The organism is Pseudoalteromonas sp. SD03, from assembly GCF_040937955.1.
In the GTDB taxonomy this organism is placed as follows: Bacteria; Pseudomonadota; Gammaproteobacteria; order Enterobacterales; family Alteromonadaceae; genus Pseudoalteromonas; species Pseudoalteromonas tetraodonis.
Window position 1 is genome coordinate 3,393,578 of the sequence record NZ_CP162514.1, and the last position, 20,444, is coordinate 3,414,021.

16 protein-coding genes are annotated in these 20,444 nt (G+C 40.0%); 14 read left to right on the forward strand and 2 right to left on the reverse strand.

What is annotated here, in order from left to right; all coding sequences use genetic code 11:
• Positions 1-59: 59 nt before the first annotated feature.
• A complete protein-coding gene (locus ABZP26_RS15900; protein ID WP_016899068.1) occupies positions 60-1,541 on the reverse strand; it encodes an FMN-binding glutamate synthase family protein in 1,482 nt (493 codons plus the stop codon).
• Between the two features lie 77 nt (positions 1,542-1,618).
• The gene (locus ABZP26_RS15905; RefSeq protein WP_368485143.1) at positions 1,619-3,397 is read right to left on the reverse strand and encodes a DUF885 family protein; all 1,779 of its coding nucleotides are present in this window, start codon (positions 3,395-3,397) and stop codon (positions 1,619-1,621) included.
• A gap of 334 nt (positions 3,398-3,731) precedes the next feature.
• Between ABZP26_RS15905 and ABZP26_RS15910 the strand changes: the two genes are divergently transcribed.
• The 14 genes from ABZP26_RS15910 (at position 3,732) to mdoH (ending at position 20,306) form a co-directional block, all read left to right on the forward strand.
• Positions 3,732-4,691 carry a diguanylate cyclase gene (locus ABZP26_RS15910; protein ID WP_064662687.1) on the forward strand — a complete coding sequence of 320 codons (960 nt, stop codon included), beginning with the start codon at positions 3,732-3,734 and terminating at the stop codon, positions 4,689-4,691.
• 108 nt (positions 4,692-4,799) lie between these two features.
• Positions 4,800-5,555 (forward strand): bifunctional demethylmenaquinone methyltransferase/2-methoxy-6-polyprenyl-1,4-benzoquinol methylase UbiE, encoded by a 756-nt coding sequence (gene ubiE, locus ABZP26_RS15915; RefSeq protein WP_008108541.1) that lies wholly within the window; start codon positions 4,800-4,802, stop codon positions 5,553-5,555.
• A 12-nt stretch (positions 5,556-5,567) separates the two neighbouring features.
• On the forward strand, positions 5,568-6,227 hold the full coding sequence (locus ABZP26_RS15920; protein WP_368485144.1) for an SCP2 domain-containing protein: 660 nt from the start codon (positions 5,568-5,570) through the stop codon (positions 6,225-6,227).
• 17 nt (positions 6,228-6,244) lie between these two features.
• Positions 6,245-7,846 (forward strand): ubiquinone biosynthesis regulatory protein kinase UbiB, encoded by a 1,602-nt coding sequence (gene ubiB, locus ABZP26_RS15925; protein ID WP_290191618.1) that lies wholly within the window; start codon positions 6,245-6,247, stop codon positions 7,844-7,846.
• 79 nt (positions 7,847-7,925) lie between these two features.
• Entirely contained in the window at positions 7,926-8,186 is a 261-nt protein-coding gene (tatA, locus tag ABZP26_RS15930; RefSeq protein ID WP_008108546.1) for a Sec-independent protein translocase subunit TatA, read from the forward strand.
• Positions 8,187-8,191: 5 nt separating this feature from the next.
• Positions 8,192-8,524, forward strand: a complete 333-nt coding sequence (gene tatB, locus ABZP26_RS15935) for a Sec-independent protein translocase protein TatB (protein WP_016899064.1) — start codon at positions 8,192-8,194, stop codon at positions 8,522-8,524.
• 49 nt (positions 8,525-8,573) lie between these two features.
• Entirely contained in the window at positions 8,574-9,314 is a 741-nt protein-coding gene (gene tatC / locus ABZP26_RS15940; protein ID WP_028834690.1) for a twin-arginine translocase subunit TatC, read from the forward strand.
• Position 9,315: 1 nt separating this feature from the next.
• Positions 9,316-9,825, forward strand: a complete 510-nt coding sequence (locus ABZP26_RS15945; RefSeq protein WP_368485145.1) for a hypothetical protein — start codon at positions 9,316-9,318, stop codon at positions 9,823-9,825.
• Entirely contained in the window at positions 9,825-10,610 is a 786-nt protein-coding gene (locus tag ABZP26_RS15950) for a TatD family hydrolase (RefSeq protein WP_016899061.1), read from the forward strand. The genes ABZP26_RS15945 and ABZP26_RS15950 overlap by 1 nt, the downstream gene beginning before the upstream one ends.
• Positions 10,610-12,469, forward strand: coding sequence for a diguanylate cyclase (locus ABZP26_RS15955; protein WP_368485146.1), 1,860 nt, complete (start codon positions 10,610-10,612; stop codon positions 12,467-12,469). Before ABZP26_RS15950 ends, ABZP26_RS15955 begins: the two co-directional genes overlap by 1 nt.
• A 13-nt stretch (positions 12,470-12,482) precedes the next feature.
• Positions 12,483-13,490, forward strand: coding sequence for a porphobilinogen synthase (gene hemB / locus ABZP26_RS15960; protein WP_008108557.1), 1,008 nt, complete (start codon positions 12,483-12,485; stop codon positions 13,488-13,490).
• Positions 13,491-13,763: 273 nt separating this feature from the next.
• A complete protein-coding gene (locus ABZP26_RS15965) occupies positions 13,764-16,427 on the forward strand; it encodes an ExeM/NucH family extracellular endonuclease (RefSeq protein ID WP_064662682.1) in 2,664 nt (887 codons plus the stop codon).
• A 323-nt stretch (positions 16,428-16,750) separates the two neighbouring features.
• Positions 16,751-18,370 (forward strand): glucan biosynthesis protein G, encoded by a 1,620-nt coding sequence (locus ABZP26_RS15970; protein WP_064662681.1) that lies wholly within the window; start codon positions 16,751-16,753, stop codon positions 18,368-18,370.
• Positions 18,342-20,306 (forward strand): glucans biosynthesis glucosyltransferase MdoH, encoded by a 1,965-nt coding sequence (gene mdoH / locus ABZP26_RS15975; protein ID WP_013466208.1) that lies wholly within the window; start codon positions 18,342-18,344, stop codon positions 20,304-20,306. The genes ABZP26_RS15970 and mdoH overlap by 29 nt, the downstream gene beginning before the upstream one ends.
• Positions 20,307-20,444: the final 138 nt, after the last annotated feature.

Sequence of the window (20,444 nt, forward strand, 5' to 3'; positions counted from 1 at the left end):
CCCTAAACTAAGTCTTTATTTTATTAAAAAAGGCGCTTTAAGCGCCTTTTAAGCTATATTTAATGATAGTGCTCGTACATTTTATCTAGTGGCTCAGAAAGACCGCTCTCTTGCACTATACGCACATGTTTGCGTTTTAATTCGCGAGCACTGGTAACGCCACAAGAATGTGCAATAAGCCCCGCACCGTAATGAATGTATTTATTATAATTTGCGACCCGCTGCGCTTTATCCTCAACATTTAAACCACGCTGTAAACGTTCATTATGCGTAGTAATTCCTGTGGGGCAGGTATCTTTATTACATTGCATAGCCTGAATGCAGCCTAGTGCAAACATATGTCCACGTGCAGACACAACAAAGTCGGCACCTAGTGCTAATGCCCACGCAACTTTTGAGGGCACAATTAATTTGCCAGAGACAATAATTTTAACTCGCTCTCTAAGGCCATGCTTTTTTAGTAACTGAATAACTAAAGGAAGACTTTCTTTTAGCGGTAACCCCACCGAATCGAGTAAAGACTGAGGCGCAGCGCCGGTACCACCATCAGCACTATCTATGGTAATGAAGTCGGGTGCAGACTCAATACCACGATGATTTATCTCGGCAAATAAACTTTCTAACCAAGCATGTTCACCAATTACCGCTTTAAAGCCTGTCGGTTTACCGGTTGTACTTCTTATCGTGGTGAGCATGTCTAAAATATCGTTTGGATTTTTTATTTCTGGGTGCCCATTTGGGCTAATTGAATCCTGCCCCTCAGGTATGCCTCTTATTTTAGCAATTTCAGCATTCACTTTTCGCCCAGGTAACATACCGCCTTTACCTGGCTTGGCACCTTGGCTCATTTTCAGCTCAAACATTTTAACTGCTGGGTGTGCAGCAACGGCTTTTAGTTTTTCTGTGCTTAAATTTCCCTGCTCGTCGCGTACACCATATTTAGCCGTACCAATTTGAAACACGATATCGGCACCACCTTCTAAGTGATACGGACTAAGTCCGCCTTCTCCCGTGTTCATCCAACAACCGGCTAATTTTGCCCCCTTTGAGAGTGCACGTACAGCAGGACTGGATAACGCGCCAAAGCTCATGCCCGATATATTAAATAACGAATTTGTGGTGTAAGGAAATTTACAATAAGGCCCAAGCGTTACGTTGCTAGGCGCTAGGGCTTCTTCATCTAAGGTAGGAAATGCGCAGTTCATAAACATTACGGTGCCTGTCGTTTCTAAGCTTTGGGTTGAACCAAAAGCAGCCGTATGATCAACATCTTTAGCAGCCCGATATACCCAACTGCGTTCGGCGCGATTAAAGGGCATTTCTTCACGGTCGAGAGCAAAAAAATACTGACGAAAAAACTCACCTTGGCGTTCAAAAAAGTACCGAAAACGTCCAATTACTGGATAATTACGCCGAATAGCATGCTTTGTTTGGGTAACATCTCGAACATAAAAAATAGCAATTAATATAACCAGCAATCCAAATACAACAATAAATAAGCTGGCAAACACATCGATACTGAACATTATAAATTGACTCATTACTTATCCTTAAATGCTAAAAAAGCGTGATGTCATTAAATAACACCACGCTTTTATAGTTTCAAAATAATGCGCTATTAGCTATCTGTTTTTGCTAATTCTGCTTGTATATACAAACGTATTTGCTGCTCAAGCACCGACAAAGGCACTGAACCATGGCGCAATATTTGATGATGAAACTCACGAATATCAAACTGCTGACCTAATGATTGCTCGGCCTCTGCACGCAGACGTTTAATTGTTAACTCACCAATTTTGTATGACAACGCTTGAGCTGGCCATGAAATATAACGATCGGTTTCTGTTTTTACATTATGTAATGAAAGCGCCGTATTATCGGCCATAAAATTCATTGCACGCTCACGACTCCAGCCGTACATGTGCATACCCGTATCAACCACTAAACGTGCAGCACGCCACATTTCGTAGGTTAAACGACCAAAGTTGCTGTACGGGTCTTGATAAAAACCCGCTTCAACGCCTAAGTACTCTGAATACAGTCCCCAGCCCTCACCAAACGCTGATAAATACGCATCACGGCGATAGCTAGGTAAACTTTCAAGTTCTGCATTGAGTGATATTTGTAAATGATGACCCGGAACAGCTTCGTGCAAAGTTAATGCTTCTAAAGCATAGAGTGGTCGTTTATCTAAAGCGTAGGTATTCACCCAATAAAAGCCGGCTTGATCATCACGGCTCGAACCTGAATAGCGCCCAGTAGTGTACTTAGGAGCAATATTGGCAGGCACCGGCGCTACGCCATAAGGTTTGCGCGGTAAGGTATGAAATAATTTAGGCAACTGCGCATCCATTTTTTTTGCAATATACGCGGCCTCTTTTAATAATTGCTCAGGCGTTGTGGCGTAAAACTGCGGATCTGTTCGTAAAAAGTGGATAAATTCTGCAAACGTGCCTTTAAAACCTACTTCTTTAATAACCGCTTCCATTTCACTACGAATGCGCGCAACCTCCGCTAAACCCAGCTCATGTATTTCTTTTGGGGTCATTTGTGTGGTGGTGTAATATTTAGCACGATTTGCATAAAAGGCCTCACCATTCGGTGTTGACGAAATACCAATATCACTACGTGCGCCTGGTAAGTATTCGTTATTAAAAAAAGTTAAGTAGTCTTTGTAGGCATTAATAACTTGGCTACTGATAATTGCTTTAGCTTGTTGTTGCAAATCTGCAAATTCACTATCACTTAAACCCGCGGTATTGTTTAAAAATGGCTTATAAAATTCAGATTGTGTGACGTCATCAACAATGTAAGCAGTAATCGAGTCTTGATAACCAATTAACACCGCTTTGGGTTGAGTTAAACCAACCTCTAATCCTTTGCGCATCCAACCTATGTTTTGCTCAAAAAAGCGCGGCACTTGCTGTAATCGCTTTAAATAGTGTTGATAATCTTGTGCAGTTTTATAATCAGAGCTATTAACAATAAACGATAGGCTTGAATGAAAGCCATACTCTGACGTTAAAGGCATGTAATGTGCGTTAAATACATATTCATCAACACTATTTTGCACTTGCGCTCGAATAATACTGTAGTTAATTTGGTTTTCATCACTGAGCTTACTTATATCTATGGCATCTAAATCTGCTAATAGCTGCGTGTTTTTTTGATATTGCTGCGCTAAAAATTCAGCTGACAAATTAGGTAATAAGTAGCCATCAACTCCTTCGGGGTTACTATACGGGCTAACATTTTGGCGATGCTGTACTATATTTTCAGCCGCTTGCGTAAATTGTTGATCCGCATTAATTGCGGTGAGCTGACACGCGCTTAGTGAGCACATTAAAGTGACACTTAATAGGGAAAGACGCATTTGTTTTGAAAGAGATAAATTCATAGTGATTGATCTTAGTAATATTACAGATGTGATAAACCTATCGTAGCCTAGATAAATAGCAAATAGATATACGACCAACTGCGCAAAATATACGCCCGTGAGACATTGTATTAACTTAAGTTAATACTTAACAATTAGAGTAATTGCTCAGAAAAACAACGGTTATTGAAATTATAGTGCTATTTTAGCCAACTACGACTCATTTTACTTTTAAATAACGGATATAATGATTATTGTATCGTTGCTTGGAAGCAAATTGCCTCATTGGACGAGTTTTATAAATCAGCATTTATGCGTATTTGGTTGGTAATTGCAAATGATGTTCCATGATTCCATGGCTTTAGCACAAGAAAAAATGACAAAAGTATGTATGTTTTTAGAGCATCATGTTTTGCCTCCTACCCCCTTAAATTTTCAAGTTGTGTATACATACATTAGTAAAATCCATTTTGCGCTTAATAATGCCATTGATGATGCCATAGATGCCCATCAAAATATTGATGAGCTGTTTATTGAACAACTCTATTTTGAATATTTAAATCAAGGGCATAAAACCGAAGTAGCAATGATTGAAAACGTCAATGGCGTGATCAATTCACTATCGCAAAATGCTCAACAGACCGAAAAAAAGCTAAATGACTTTGCAGGTCATGTTAATGACTGTATGCACTCTCTAGATGAAAATAATATTGGCAACAGCCGTATTGCTTTAGAAAGGCTTAATGAACAAACTCAGCTTTTATTAACGCAACAAGCACAATTTAAACACCAACTAAGTCAGGCCAAAAAACTACACGAAGCAACTAAAAAACAACTTAATACCTTACGCAAACAACATGTGATTGACCCACAAACTGGCTTATACAAACGCCATTATTTAACCAAACAAACACAGTTATGGTTAAAACAAGACAAATCAATCTCAGCTATTGCCATTCAAATTGATAATTTAGAGCATTTTATTAATAATTTTGGCGATGCCATTGGCGAAGTGATTTTAAATAAAGTGGCTAAGCAAGTGCAAAAATATGTTTCGCAAAGTGGCTTAGCTGGGCGCTCTGCAAAAGATCAATTCATCGTTTTACTTGCTAACATAGAACCCGAAACCGCTAACCTTATTGCACAAAAAGTGATAAGCGGAGTTGAAAAGCTACGTTTTATTAGTTCAAAAAGCGATCTAAAACTACCCCCCATTTCTCTCTCACTAGGGATCACTGAGCAACAACAAGGCGACTTTAACCAGCTGGTTAAAAGTGCCTCAAACGCCGCTTTTAAGTCACGCTCTTCTCAATAACCCAGTACACTGTTCAAACAATAAAATTAACTGATAAATCATATTCAAATTGCACCCTTGGTGCACAATCAAGTACACTAGTCTTTATTACCACGATAGAGATTAATCATGAACGAGAACCCTGAAAAGACCACGCATTTTGGCTATAAAACTGTTGCCGAAACCGAAAAAGCTTCTATGGTTGCTGATGTATTTCATTCTGTTGCGACAAAGTACGATGTTATGAATGATCTCATGTCTTTTGGTATTCATCGTTTATGGAAACGTCAAACAATTGCCAGCTCAGGTATTCGTAAAGGTCATCATGTATTAGATTTAGCCGGTGGTACTGGCGATTTAACTGCAAAGTTTAGCCAGCTTGTTGGCGAAACCGGTCAGGTTGTTTTAGGTGATATAAACTCTTCAATGTTAAAAGTAGGCCGCGAAAAGCTGCATAACTTAGGCCTTGTAGGCAACATTGATTACGTACAAATGAATGCCGAAGCCTTGCCTTTCCCTGATAATAGCTTTGATTTAATTACGATTGCTTTTGGTTTACGTAATGTGACGGATCAAAATAAAGCGCTGCGCTCTATGTATCGTATTTTAAAGCCAGGTGGTCGTTTACTCATTCTTGAGTTTTCAAAACCAGAGCAAGAATTGTTGAGCAAAGCGTATGATTTTTACTCTTTCAACATTTTACCTACTATGGGTAAGTTGGTTGCTAACGACAGTGAATCATACCAATATTTAGCTGAGTCAATTCGTATGCATCCAGATCAAGAAACGCTAAAAGCGATGATGGTCGAAGCAGGATTTGAACAAGCAACTTATCAAAACCTTACAGGCGGCATTGTTGCACTTCACCGTGGGTTTAAATACTAAGGTTAGTAATTTATGGCGCTTGAAGAAAACAATAAAGAACAATCGGCTGAAAGCAGTTTTTTTATGCTACCGAGCTTTGTGCTTTCGCTTATTGAACAAGTATTAAATCAAGCGCTTAAACTCGACCCGAGCTTAGTCGATAAGCTAAAAGCGGTAGAACATCAGCGTTTATTAGTTGAAGTTAGAGATTGGCAGCAAAAAATAGCCATTACTTATGCCAATCAGCAGCTACATCTTTACACTGCATTAGCACATGCTGACGCTGAGTGTATGATCAGTGCCAATATAAACACCTTGTTAGCTCTTAAAAATCCAGCCATGCTTACCCAGCTTATACGTCAAGACAAACTTGATTTGCAAGGGGATTTAAACATAGCTCAAAATTATAGTTCCGCCTTTTCAAGTTTAGACATTGATTGGCCAGAGCAACTAGCAAAGTATGTTGGAGATGCACCTGCACAGCAACTTTATTTGCACTTTCAGTCGTTTAAGCAGCAAGGTAAAAAAGCAAAATCACAGCTCGATAGCATCTTGATTAGCCTGTTCCAAGATGAATTGGCAATTACAATTCACCCATTAGAGCTTGCGCAATTTAAACAACAAAATAGAGCACTAAAAAGCCAAGTTGCTGCCATTGAGCAACGCATTAACGCCCTAATTAAAGCACTTTAACGCGCTAAGGATTTTTTGTGTCAACTGCCCGACTGTATTACATAACTAAAACCCTGCTTAGCTACGGACTTGATGAGCTTGTACCCAAACATAAAGTACCTTGGTTTGCTAAACTTGCTCGTGGCAGTTTGTTTTGGTTGCGCAACCAACACAAAAATAAACCTCCTGGCTTAAGACTTCGTTTAGCACTACAACAACTTGGCCCTGTGTGGATAAAGTTTGGCCAAATGCTTTCAACTCGGCGCGATTTACTGCCTCATGATATCGCCTTAGAATTAGCCTTTTTACAAGATCAGGTAGAACCGTTCGAAGGTGAACTAGCCCAGAGAATCATCGAAAAAGCATTAGAAATAGATGATATTAGCCAGCTATTTAGTGAATTTTCACAAATACCTTTGGCATCGGCCTCAATTGCTCAAGTGCATACTGCTACCCTTGTTGATCCTCAAGGTGAATCGCAAGATGTTGTTATTAAAGTTATTCGCCCTAATATTGAGCAACAAATCAACGCTGACTTAGCACTAATGGAAAAATTGGCTAAGGTTGTCGGTAAGTTAATTAACGAAGCCAAGCGATTACGCCCAGTGGAAGTGGTTAAAGAGTATAAAAAAACATTGCTCGATGAGCTCGACTTAATGCGTGAGGGCGCTAATGGTATTCAATTAAAGCGTAACTTTGAAGGTTCAGAATCGTTATACATTCCAACAGTATATAGTGATTATAGCCGCAGTAATGTACTGGTTATGGAGCGTATTTACGGTATTCCGGTTTCGGACACTGAAGCGTTGATGGCACAAAACACCAACATGAAGTTATTAGCAGAACGCGGAGTAGAAGTGTTTTTTACTCAAGTATTCCGCGACAGTTTTTTTCATGCTGACATGCACCCGGGTAATATTTTTGTGTCACGCGAAAACCCGCATAATCCTAAATATATTGGTATAGATTGCGGTATTGTTGGAACTCTTAACAAAGAAGATAAACGCTATTTAGCTGAAAATTTCATTGCCTTTTTTAACCGCGACTACCGCCAAGTAGCACAGCTACATGTTGATTCAGGCTGGGTACCACCTGATACCAGCATTGAAGAGTTTGAATTTGCTATTCGCACCGTGTGCGAGCCTATTTTTAATAAACCACTAGCTGAAATATCATTTGGTCATGTATTGGTTAACTTATTTAATACCGCACGTCGTTTTAATATGCAGGTTCAACCGCAACTCGTATTATTACAAAAAACCTTGTTGTATGTTGAGGGCTTAGGTCGTCAGCTATACCCACAACTGGACTTGTGGAAAACAGCAAAACCATTTTTAGAAGACTGGGTTAAACAACAAGTGGGCCCGCTGTCTGTGCTAAAGCAAATGTATGCAAACTTACCGTTTTGGGCAGAAAAAATGCCTGAACTACCCGATTTAATTTATCAAAATTTAAAGCGAGCACCACACTCTCACGCACCTGAAATTAAGGTTTCACATAAACCATTGGTTTTAGGACTGTTTAGTAGTGCTGCGATGATTGTTTCAGCTTTATTTTATTTACAACACAACTTAATCGCTGCTGGCGTTGTCTTAAGCTGTGCTGTTATTGGCTTTATAGCGGCTTGGCGCCGCTCATAAACTAAGTGCTATTTGCCACTTTGGGCGTATAATCAGCACTTAACCTTATTATTTTATGGCTTAAAAGCAGGAGAAAACCATGGGTTTTGGTGGTATTAGTATTTGGCAATTATTAATTGTACTTGCAATCATTGTACTTTTATTTGGTACAAAAAAACTACGCGGTATGGGTGGTGATTTAGGTGGCGCAGTTAAAGGCTTTAAAAAAGCTATGTCTGATGACCAAAATGCTGAAAAACAAGCTAGCGAAGATAAAACTGAACAGATCCAAAAATCATCAGAATCAACACCAATCGATTCAAGTACAACTAGCAAAACTAAAGATAACGACAAGGTTTAACTAGCATGGGAATGTGGGAGCTTGTTGTGGTATTTATTGTCGGCTTGGTAGTACTAGGGCCGGAACGCTTACCTGTTGCTATTAGAACCGTAAGCCGCTGGGTTAAAACAGCCAAAGCAATGGCTAACTCAGTAAAAGCTGAAGTGAGTGAGGAGCTTCGTGTGCATGAACTACACGAAAATCTAAAAAAAGCAGAGCAACAAGGTCTTAAAGATTTAAGCCCTGACCTACAACACTCTGTTTCTGAGCTACAACAAGCGGCGCAATCAGTCACCCATAGCTATAAAAAAAGTCAAACGCCAGCATCAAATAGCCAACAAACAGATGACTCAAAGTGAACATAGCACTCTCTTTTTTTCATGCACTTAATACACGGTATAAAACACAATGACTGAGGAAGTAAAATCAGGGTTTGTCGCTCATTTAATTGAATTGCGTGACCGGCTAATTAAATCGTTATTAAGTATTTTAGTGATTTTTATTGGCTTAATTTACTTTGCAAACGATATTTATACCTTTGTAGCCGCTCCGTTAGTTGCTCATTTACCTAGTACAGCCACTATGATTGCAACGGATGTTACTGCACCGTTTTTTGCCCCTTTTAAGCTTACGTTGTTTGTTGCTTTATTTGCTGCCATTCCTTGGATTTTGCATCAAATTTGGGGGTTTATAGCCCCGGGTTTATATCAACATGAAAAGAAAATGCTGATGCCCATATTGGCTTCCAGTATTATCTTATTTTATAGTGGCATTGCTTTTTGTTACTTTGTGGTGCTACCTATAATTTTAGGGTTTTTCACCAGTGTAGGGCCGCAAATGATGACACTTGCGCCCGATATAAGTAGTTATTTAGGCTTTGTGCTCAAGCTGTTTTTCGCTTTTGGCATTGCATTTGAAATCCCAGTTGCAATTATGTTGCTCTGCTGGAGCGGTGCAACAACCACACAAAGTCTAAAAGAAAAGCGTCCCTATATAGTGGTTGGCGTATTTGTAGTGGCAATGTTTTTAACGCCACCTGATGTGCTCTCACAAACCCTATTGGCACTACCTATGCTGCTTTTATTTGAGCTTGGTTTAATTTTAGCTAAATTTTATACCGCAAAACCACAACAAGAATCTGAGGAATAATATGAACAAGCATTTACTTTCTTTACTCGCTTTAGTCAGCGTACCGGTTTTAGCCGCTACTCCTATTAATGAGCAAGCTTTGCAAGCCTGTAGTTTTATTGAAAACGACTTTAATCGTTTACTCTGCTACGACAACACCATTGCCGGAAAGTCATTAACACAACCAGCACAAAGCCAGCTAAGCAAATCGGCGCAAACAAATGTAAAAGCTGAAACTCCCGCTGCAACAGCCCCTGTGGCCACTAAAGCAAAAGAGTTTGGTTTAGAGCATAAAGAAATTGCGGAAAATGGTGAAGAGTCTATTACATCAATGATTTCATCTGTTAAAAAAGCACCTTATGGTGAGCTAATCATTACCTTAGAAAATAACCAGCAATGGCGTCAAATTGGTTCAGATAGCTTAAGATTAGACGAAGGCGATACTGTTATTATTAGCCGTGGCGTATTCAACTCTTTTTTACTTAAAAAAGCAGATCAAAACCGTTCAATTCGTGTAAAACGTACTCAGTAATGCAATACACGTTAATTGATGCTGGCGTAAATTTAACTAATCATCAATTTGATGGTCAGCATCAAGAGGTGCTCGCCAGAGCAAAAGATGCGGGCGTAAACCAGATGCTGATTATTGGCTGTGATATAACCTCCAGTGAAGAATCATTAGCACTTGCTGCGCACTATAATCAATATGCTACCGCTGGTATTCACCCTCATGACGCTAAAACAGCAACCCCTGAGCTTGAGCAACAACTTACTCAGCTCGCTCAAAATGAGCAGGTTATTGCCATAGGTGAATGCGGACTAGATTACAATCGCGACTTTTCCCCAAGAGATATACAACGTGCTGTTTTGCGTCGTCAGCTTGCATTAGCTGAAAAACTCAACTTGCCTGTTTATTTGCATGAACGTGATGCCAGTGAGGATATGCTCACTATTTTAAAAGAATTTACTGTTCGCGGTGTACTGCACTGCTTTACAGGTAATGCACAAGCACTCTCAGGTTACTTAAACTTAGGACTTTATATTGGTATTACCGGCTGGGTATGTGACGAAAGACGTGGCGAGGAGTTACAACAACTTATACCGAGTATTCCTATTGAACGTTTATTAATAGAAACCGATTCGCCTTTTTTAATTCCTCGTACAGTTAAACCAAAGCCTAAATCAAGACGAAACGAGCCAGCACTGCTGCATTATGTGTGTGACACGCTTGCTCAGCTTTATGGCATTCCGGCATCTGAAGTGGCAAAGCATACTCGTGAAAACTTTAATCGCTTATTTGGATTAGAGAAAAAATAATGCGCATCTTTAGCACCTTGCTGGCATTCATCATGGTGTTTTTTACATCCTGTTTCCCTGCAAGTGCAATCGATATAAATAGCGAATTTAGTTCAAAAAAAATAGAGTCTATTCATTATTCATTTACCCCAAATTCATTAGAAGATGCACAACAAAGCAACTTACAACAATGGCAGTTACTTAATAACAAACCGCTTAATTTAGGTCTTGAAACTCGCCCTGTGTGGATTCAATTTCAACTAAATAATTATCTTAATAAGCCAACAGAGCCAATTTTATCGTTAGATAACCCACTTCTAAACAATGTATACCTGTACCACTTTATGGGTGAGAAGCAACTAAAATCGGAACATCTTGGTGATGCTCTTCCTTTATCTAATAGAGCGATTAAAAGTGAGTCTTTGTTGGTTAAATTAACACTTCCTGCTAACAGCGAAACCACCGTTTATCTTAACGTTAATAATAATGCGGGAATCGGGCTTCGCGTCCCCCTCACCTTATGGCAACAAGATGCATTATTAGCCCATAAAAGTATGCTTAACTTGCACTATGGATTACTGATTGGATTTATTTTTTCTTTGGCTATCAGTAGTCTGGTTTTATTTGCCTTTACACGTAAACATTATTTTGCCTATGCCGGTGTTATTACACTGATGCTTAGCCTATTTTTAGCGTATTTAGGCGGGTTTGGGTTTCGTTATGCCCCCCCAAGCATAGCAGCCTTGCAACAGTTAATGCTGCCTATTTTGCTAATGCTGATCACGGTATTGTTTCTTCCTTTACAGCGCCATGTTTGCATACCCATTAAATCCAACTTAGTTAAAGGGCAAACAATAATTACCACCTTATATGCATTGGTTATTGTACTTATAGGGTTGCTGCCTACTCCAAGCGTGGCTTTGTTTGCTATTTTAAGCATTCCTGTCATTTTAAGTTATCATGTTGTCACAACATTATTTTACCTACGAAAAAACCCCACGAGCCCCAATAAATCTCTATTTATGGCACTCGGGTTCTTTTTAATTGTAGTCATTCATTTTTCCGTTGCGTTAACAGGCCTGTATACAGTCACTAGATCCAGCTTAATACTCACCTTCGCAGCCTCATTAAGCTGCTCATTTTGTTTAAGCTACACCGTCATAAAATTATTTATATTACAACGCGATGAGCAAGTCACAACACAACAGGCATTGATTGCAAAAAGTGCAGCGCAAGACGCGTTGTTAAATGAGCGGATTGAATTACAAGAGCGCACTCGTCATGAACTTGAAAACCAAGTTGATGAGCGCACCTTTGAGTTACAAGTCACGCTTAGGGAACTTGAAGATAAAAACCGTGAGCTTGAACAACTCAATATGGAAGATGCTCTAACAGGGGTAAAAAACAGACGCTTCTTTGATAAAAAAATAATCATGGAAATTCGCCGTTCACGCCGTGAGCAAACACCCTTGAGCATCATTATGCTTGATATAGATAAGTTTAAAGTAATCAACGATACGTATGGCCACTTAACCGGCGATCAGGTAATTCGAGCAGTCTGTGATGTTATTAAACAACAATTAAAACGTCCTCTTGATGAAGTGGCGCGTTATGGTGGTGAAGAATTTGTCGTCCTACTACCCAATACTAATAATCAAGGTGCGTTAGCTATTGCCGAGCAAATACGGTGCGCAATAGAAAAAAACACTGTCAGTGTTGCAGGTACTACGATTAAATACACCATTAGTGCCGGTGTTTATACTCATATTGCCGATGATGTTCATAACCCTGAAATATTTACTGAGCGTGCCGATAAGGCACTCTATCTAGCAAAACAACATGGCCGCAATCAAGTGGTTAATTTTCCAATCTCACAGTAGGAGCGTATAACTTATGGCCCAATCTGGACTAGACCTTTTCCCATATACTCGCATGCGTAGAATGCGCCGTAATGATTTCTCTCGTCGCCTTATGGCTGAAAACCAGCTGAGTGTTAATGATCTTATTTATCCTGTTTTTGTGCTTGAAGGTAAAAACCGTCGTGAAAGCATTGAATCGATGCCCGGCATTGAACGTTTATCAATTGATTTACTGCTAGAAGAAGCTAAAGAATTAGTTGATTTAGGCGTCCCTGCGCTCGCTATTTTCCCTGTTACGCCTGCAGATAAAAAGTCTCTACTCGCTGAAGAAGCGTATAACGATGATGGCTTAGCACAAAGAACTGTTCGCGCATTAAAAGAAACCTTTCCAGAGCTTGGCGTGATCACCGATGTTGCACTTGACCCATTTACTGTGCATGGTCAAGACGGCATTATTGATGATGCAGGTTATGTAATTAATGACGTCACTACCGAAATTTTAGTTAAGCAGGCGCTATCACACGCACATGCAGGTGCTGATGTTGTTGCCCCATCAGACATGATGGATGGGCGTATTGGTGCAATTCGTGAAGCCCTTGAAGCCGATGGCTTTATTCACACTCGCATTATGGCCTATTCAGCAAAGTATGCATCAAGCTACTATGGCCCATTTAGAGATGCTGTCGGTTCAGCAGGAAACTTAAAAGGCGCTGATAAAAAAACTTACCAAATGGATCCTGCCAACTCTGATGAAGCTATTCGTGAAGTAGCTCTTGATTTGCAAGAAGGCGCCGATATGGTAATGGTTAAGCCAGGTATGCCTTATTTAGACATTGTACGCCGCGTTAAAGATGAATTTGGTGTACCAACATTTGCTTATCAGGTAAGTGGTGAGTACGCGATGCATAAAGCCGCTATTGATAACGGCTGGCTGAGTGAGGAAGCCACTATTATGGAATCTTTATTAGCATTTAAACGTGCAGGTGCTGATGGCATTCTGACTTACTTTGCAAAGCAGGCAGCCCGCTATTTAAATAAGTAATAAAAGCATATTGATATAAAGGGCTTTATTGCCCTTTTTTTATGTTTAAGAACAACACATAGTTGGCATTTATGCAGCGTTACCCCCTATTTTTATAGATAGTAATCACACTACACAGGCTCTGTCTTACCTAAAACCAAACACACAACTGTACGTTCTACCTCAAAAAATAACAAAACTTAATATTGTTAACATTCTGTATTCTATTTGTAATCATTTTTCATTACACTAAGCGTCCCATTTGGGGAAACAAAAACACGGGAAAAAATAATAATGTTGAAAACAAAAATAACGCCATTGGCGCTTGTGTTAGCAAGCCTCAGTGCACCCGCTACCGCTAACCTCGTTATATCAGAATACGTAGAGGGCAGTAGCTATAATAAAGCAGTAGAACTATTTAATAATTCGACAACCCCACTGTCATTGGATGGCTACACCCTAAGTCTCTATTCAAATGGCAATACAGAGGCAAACAATACGCTCGATTTAACCGGTGAACTTGCTGCTAATAGCACGTATGTCATTGTTAATGGTAATGCTTCAGTTGAATTAAAAGAAAAAGCAGATCAACTCAGCGCCGTCACTAACTTTAATGGTGATGACGCACTGGTACTTACGCAAGGCTCAACCGTTATTGACAGCTTTGGTCAACGCGGTGTAGATCCAGGTTCATTTTGGTCTGAAGGTGGCGTACAAACGCAAAATAAAACACTGCGTCGTAAAGAAACTCAATTAAACGGACGCACTGATGCCGATGGCGCTTTTAATCCAAGTGAGCTATGGCTGCAATTTGATCAAGATGATTTTAGTGATCTAGGTATCTTTGCAGGGAATTCGTCACCTAATCCAGATCCTGAGCCAGAACCTGAAGATCCTTTACTATGTGGCGCTGATAAAACATTAATTAGCAGTATTCAAGGTGAAGGCGCAAGCAGTCCACTGGTTAACACTGTGGTTGAATTTGAAGGCGTTGTGACGGCTGATTTCCAAGCAGATGATCAGCTCAAAGGCTTTTTTGTAAATTCACTTAATAGTGATGAAGATGCAAATCCCCTTACTTCTGAAGGTGTATTTGTTTACTTTACCAATACTGATGTTAATGTTGGCGACCATGTTCGCGTACAAGGTACTGTTGAAGAGTACTTTGATGCCACCCAAATTGGTAATGTTAGCCAAGTTGCTATTTGTGATACCGGCCTTTCAGCTTATCCGACTAAAATCACTTTACCCGTTATCGATCAAAGTGAGTTAGAAGCATTTGAAGGTATGTTGGTGACCCTAGAGCAGCCATTAGTTGTCACGAATAACTATGGTTTAGGTCGTTACGGTGAATTAGAGCTTGCCACCGAACGTTTATATCAAGGGACACAAGTTGCACTTCCTGGTGCGGCAGCAAATGCGGTTGAAGCGCAAAATCTAACTAAAAAAATACTCGTAGATGATGGCTCAACTCGTCAAAATCGCGACCCTATTGCTTACCCTGTACCTGGATTATCAGCAGAGAATACGCTGCGTACTGGCGATACAGTAAATACCGTTACTGGCGCCCTAGCGTACAGTTTTAGCACTTACCGTATTCACCCAACGGTCACACCTCAGTTTATAGCAACGAATCCGCGTACCGATGCACCAGAGTTAAACCCTGACGCTGATTTACGTGTTGCCAGCTTTAACGTACTTAACTACTTTAATGGCGACGGCCAAGGCGGCGGTTTCCCAACTAGCCGAGGCGCTGACTCAGAAGTAGAATTAATTCGTCAGCAGGCCAAACTAGTTAGTGCTATCAGTGCTATGCAAGCTGATGTGATTGGCTTAATGGAAATTGAAAATGACGGCTTTGGCGAATTTAGCGCAGTTGCAAGCTTAGTAAATGCACTTAATGATGCCGACAGTCAAAATCAATATGCATTTGTGGACTTTGGCGTTGATAAAATCGGCACCGACGCTATTACTACCGCGCTTATTTATCGTGCTGATAAAGTACAGCAAGTAGGAACAGCAGCGATTACAACTGACGCGCCTTTTGACTACAGCAATCGCGCACCTATTGCGCAAAGCTTTAAGTCTTTAGAGACAGAAGAAGTCTTTACTGTTGCCGTTGCTCACTTAAAATCTAAAGGTGGTTGTGGAAGTGCAACTGGTGGAAACGCTGATCAAAATGACGGCCAAGCATGTTGGAACGAAATTCGAACTGCTGGCGCCAATGCATTTGCTGATTGGTTAAATAGCAAACCAACAGGGGTTGATGATGAAGATATCATTCTTGTTGGCGACATGAACGCCTATGCAATGGAAGATCCTATCCGTGCATTTGCTGATAAAGGCCTTAAAAATGTGGTTGCTGAGCTAGATGGCAACACTTTAGGTTACTCTTATAGCTTTTCTGGCCGAGCGGGTAGTTTAGATCACGCCCTAGTTAGTCCAAGCTTATTAAATAAAGTAGTCAGTGCAACCGATTGGCACATTAATGCCGATGAGCCTATCTCGCTTGATTATAACGTTGAGTTTAAATCTGACGCACAACAATCAACCTTATATGCTCAAGGTCCTTACAGAGCGTCAGATCATGACCCTGTTATTGTCGATATTCGCTCGACCATTATCGCGCCACCTGAGCCAGAACCTGAAGTAATTATTGGCGAAATTAATAATATTGGCGGGTGGTTTTGGTGGAAAAGCTACAGCTTTGAAATCCCACAAGGTTATGACGAGCTAACGGTTAGCCTTGACGGTGGCTGGGGTGATGCAAACTTATTTGTACGCCATAAAAGAAACCCGACTCTTTTCAGAAAAGATTGCGCCTCAATAAGCTTCGGTAATAGCGAAAGCTGTTCATTTACCAACCCTAAAGAAGGTAAGTGGCGAGTGCGTGTAAACGGCGCCATTCCTTTTGGTAATGTTAAATTAACGTACAAAGCAACAAAGTATGCTGATTAAGCTTAATTAGTCGGTTAACAATTAGGTATTGTGACCTAAAATATCTATATAGTTACTCAAAAGCCGCTTTCGCGGCTTTTTTATTTTTTATACAAATGTAATTCAGACAAGCTTCAGCAAACATTGCTTACTATCTATGCAAACCTTGATATGGCCTTTATCAAATTTCACACCTTTCATTTATTGTTTAATAAATACAAAGTGTGAAGCTGCGTTACTACACCTGCGCTAAAACGATAATTGCCCAGTCCTGCTAACCCATATAAAAACCATTGAGATAGACGTTACTCTCGCTGTAAATATATTTTTATAAAGGATTCAAAATGAAAGAACGCATTCACCTTATATCAACTTGTCAAAGGGCTTTTAAACCTTTGGTAGGGATGTTGATAGTTTTTTCACTGTGGGGAACGAACAACGCCATTGCAGCAACCTCATTAGAAGCGGCAATACCACAAGGCAGCTTATTTGATGTGATAAGTGCGCGTGCTAAAAAGCTTGCTGAGCAAGATTACATTGCACCTAAAAACATACAAATAGAGGCGCTTAATAGTATTGATTATCAAGACTACCGCTCAATCCGCTTCAAACACGATCAATCGGTATGGAAAGATGAAGGGCTTTATGAGCTGCAACTATTTCACCCAGGTTTTTTATATAAAACCCCAGTCAAAATCAATATCGTTGATCAAGATGCCAAGCTTAGCCGTCTCCCATTTAGCACAGACTTTTATCAATATGATGGAACAGCAGCACACCTAAAAGATGAAATAGCGAAAAGTGTTGAAGGTACACAGTTAGGGCATGCTGGTTTTAGATTGCACTACCCACTAAATAACGATGACTATAAAGATGAAATTATGGTGTTTCAGGGCGCTTCTTATTTTCGCCTAGTTGGACCTAATCAAGTTTATGGCTTATCAGCACGCGGATTGGCAATTGATACCGCACAAACATCTGGTGAAGAGTTTCCTTCATTCAAAGAGTTTTGGTTAGTAAAACCAACACCAGAGCAAACTAATATTACTATTTTTGCTTTACTCGATAGCCCATCGGTAGCGGGAGCCTACAAGTTTGAAATAGACCCAAACACACAGACACGAGTTAACGTCGACATGCAAATTTTTGCGCGTAAAGATGTTAAAAAGCTAGGTATAGCGCCATTAACGAGCATGTTTTATCACGGTGAAAATAGCACTAAGTTTTTTGATGATTACCGCCCTGAAGTACATGATTCAGATGGTTTGCTCACGCAGTCACAAGAGAGTAATTGGGTGTGGCGTCCGCTTAATAATCCATCCCAACTCAGTGTAACCTCTTTTTCATATGAGAATCCAAAAGGCTTTGGCCTTGTGCAGCGTGACCGTGACTTTAATAACTACTTTGATATAGAAGCGCATTACCATGACCGCCCTAGCCTTTGGATAGAACCACAAGGTGAATGGGGTAATGGCCGTGTTGAGCTAGTAGAAATTCCAACAGATACTGAAACAAACGATAATATTGTAAGTTATTGGGTTCCTGAAAAGCCGTTCAAAGCAGGAGAGGCATTAAAGTTTAGCTATAAGATGACGACGTTTAATGATTATCTAAGCCAAAATAATTTGGCCAATGTAGCTAGAACGCGTATTGGTAGTGCCGCATTACCTGGTGAAGATAATCCACCGCCAAAAAGCCATCGTCAATTTACTGTTGACTTTACCGGCCCTGATATCAATCAGTTATCAGCAAAATTAGCACTTAGCGCAGATCTTCAGCTGACTACCGGTGAAGCCCGCGATATTACAGTGCAAAAATTACCAAAATCATTAGGTTGGCGTGTTGCTTTTAAAGTCGCTCCCCAAGGTAGTGATCCTGTAGATATGCGTTTATCGCTAAAGCTACGTAATAAAGAAGTGAGCGAGGTATGGAGCTATGTTTGGTATCCAAATGACATCAAGTAAACAAAGCGCAGGCACGCCGATGCCTTTTAAAACACTCCGTGTGTGGTTATTTGCTATCGCTGCTATTGGTCTTTCAGGCTATGGCATTTCAATTATGTTTGAAATTTTAAACTCAAATGGCATGACCTTGCTTGAGTATGCACTTCTTGCTTTATTTTCTATTACTTTTGCGTGGATAGTCACCGCATTTTGTAGTGGTTGTATTGGTTTTATATTGCAGCTATTTCGGATAGATCCACTCACACTTAAAAAAATAAAGCCGGTCTCTATTAACAGTGAAGCACTATCACAGCAAAAAACAGCTGTGGTTATGCCTATATATAACGAAGATACGCACAGAGTGATTGCAGGCTTTGAAGTCAGTTTACAATCATTAAAAGCAACCGGGCAATTAAAACACTTTGATTTTTATTTACTAAGCGATACACAAGACGCAACTATTGCTAGTAATGAATTAAGTGCATGGCATGCGTTATGTGAGCGCTTAGGTGATACTGCAAAGCAGGTATTTTATCGTCGCCGTGAAGATAACAAACATCGTAAAGTAGGTAACTTAACCGACTTTTGTGAGCGCTGGGGTAGCCAATACGAGCATATGATTGTATTGGATGCCGATAGTGTGATGACGGGTCAATGCATGCTAGAACTCACTACCAGTATGCTAAATAATCCACAAGCGGGATTGATTCAGACTATCCCTATTCCTGTGCGCCAAGATACCTTTTTTGGACGCTTTTTACAGTTCGCTTCAATTCTTTATAGTCCAATGTTAGCTACCGGCTCTGCTTTTTGGCAAACCGATAAAGCCAATTACTGGGGCCATAATGCCATTATTCGCGTCAAAGCATTTATTGATTGCTGTGGCTTGCCAACACTAAAAGGTAAAGCGCCTTTTGGTGGTGAAATTTTAAGTCATGATTTTGTGGAAGCCTCTTTATTACATAGCGCGAATTGGGACGTATTATTACTTGCCGATATTGAAGGCAGTTACGAGGAAGTTCCGAGCAACATATTAGATTATGCTGTACGCGATAGACGCTGGGTTCAAGGTAATATTCAACACCTTGGCTTATTATCATCAGCAAAATTAAAGCTAATGAGTAAGCTGCATTTTTTACTGGGTGCAACCGCGTATATATCATCACTCATTTGGTTATCTATGCTGGCGTTAAGTACCATAGATGCGGTAACACGCGCTTTAAATAGCGATGTCTATTTTAATCGCGCCTATCAACTATTTCCAACTTGGCAAATAGCCAAAACAGAACTCATTGACTCATTACTTTACCTAACTATCATTATTTTATTATTGCCTAAACTCATGGGCGTGATTGTTACCTTAGTACACCGTAAGCAGCGCTTTGGTGGTGCATTAAAACTTACTTTAGGGTCTATAATTGAAACCGTATTTGCCATTATTGTGGCACCATTAATGATGGTTTTTCATGCATATTTTGTAGTCTGTGTATTTTTAGGTAAAAAAGTAAAATGGGACGCTCAACCGCGTGAAGGCAGAATGGTGCCATGGAAAGAAGCGTTTAGTTATACATTGCTTTCTTCGCTGATTGCCATTGTATGGGGTAGCGTTGCTTATTACTTTACGCCAGTCTTTTTTTGGTGGTTATCTCCTATTTTATTAGGGCTCATACTCGCTGCACCTATTGTGCGCTATTCAAGTAGTATCAAGCTAGGCGTTAAGCTCAGACAATGGGGGATTTTTCTCTGCCCGAGTGAAGTCGATAATGATGTAACATTAGCGGCACTTAAAGTACACCTCAAAGAGATAACCGTTCCACCTGCAGGGCGTTATTCAACAGCAATACCGCTGTTACCACAAGAACATAAAGTAACCATGCCTATTCAGAGCTTTAGTAGTGAATCACATCGTAAGAAGTTTAAAGCACTCATTACAAAAACAGCTAATAAGCTAAATTAATACCAATTCGCTTAATTAAGTCAGCTATTTTGAAGATTGGTATAGTCATAATAAATAAAAAAGGAGCAACTAACTGTTGCTCCTTTTTTATGACCGCACGCTTTAATTTTCGAGCTTAATAACCTTCAGACAATAAAA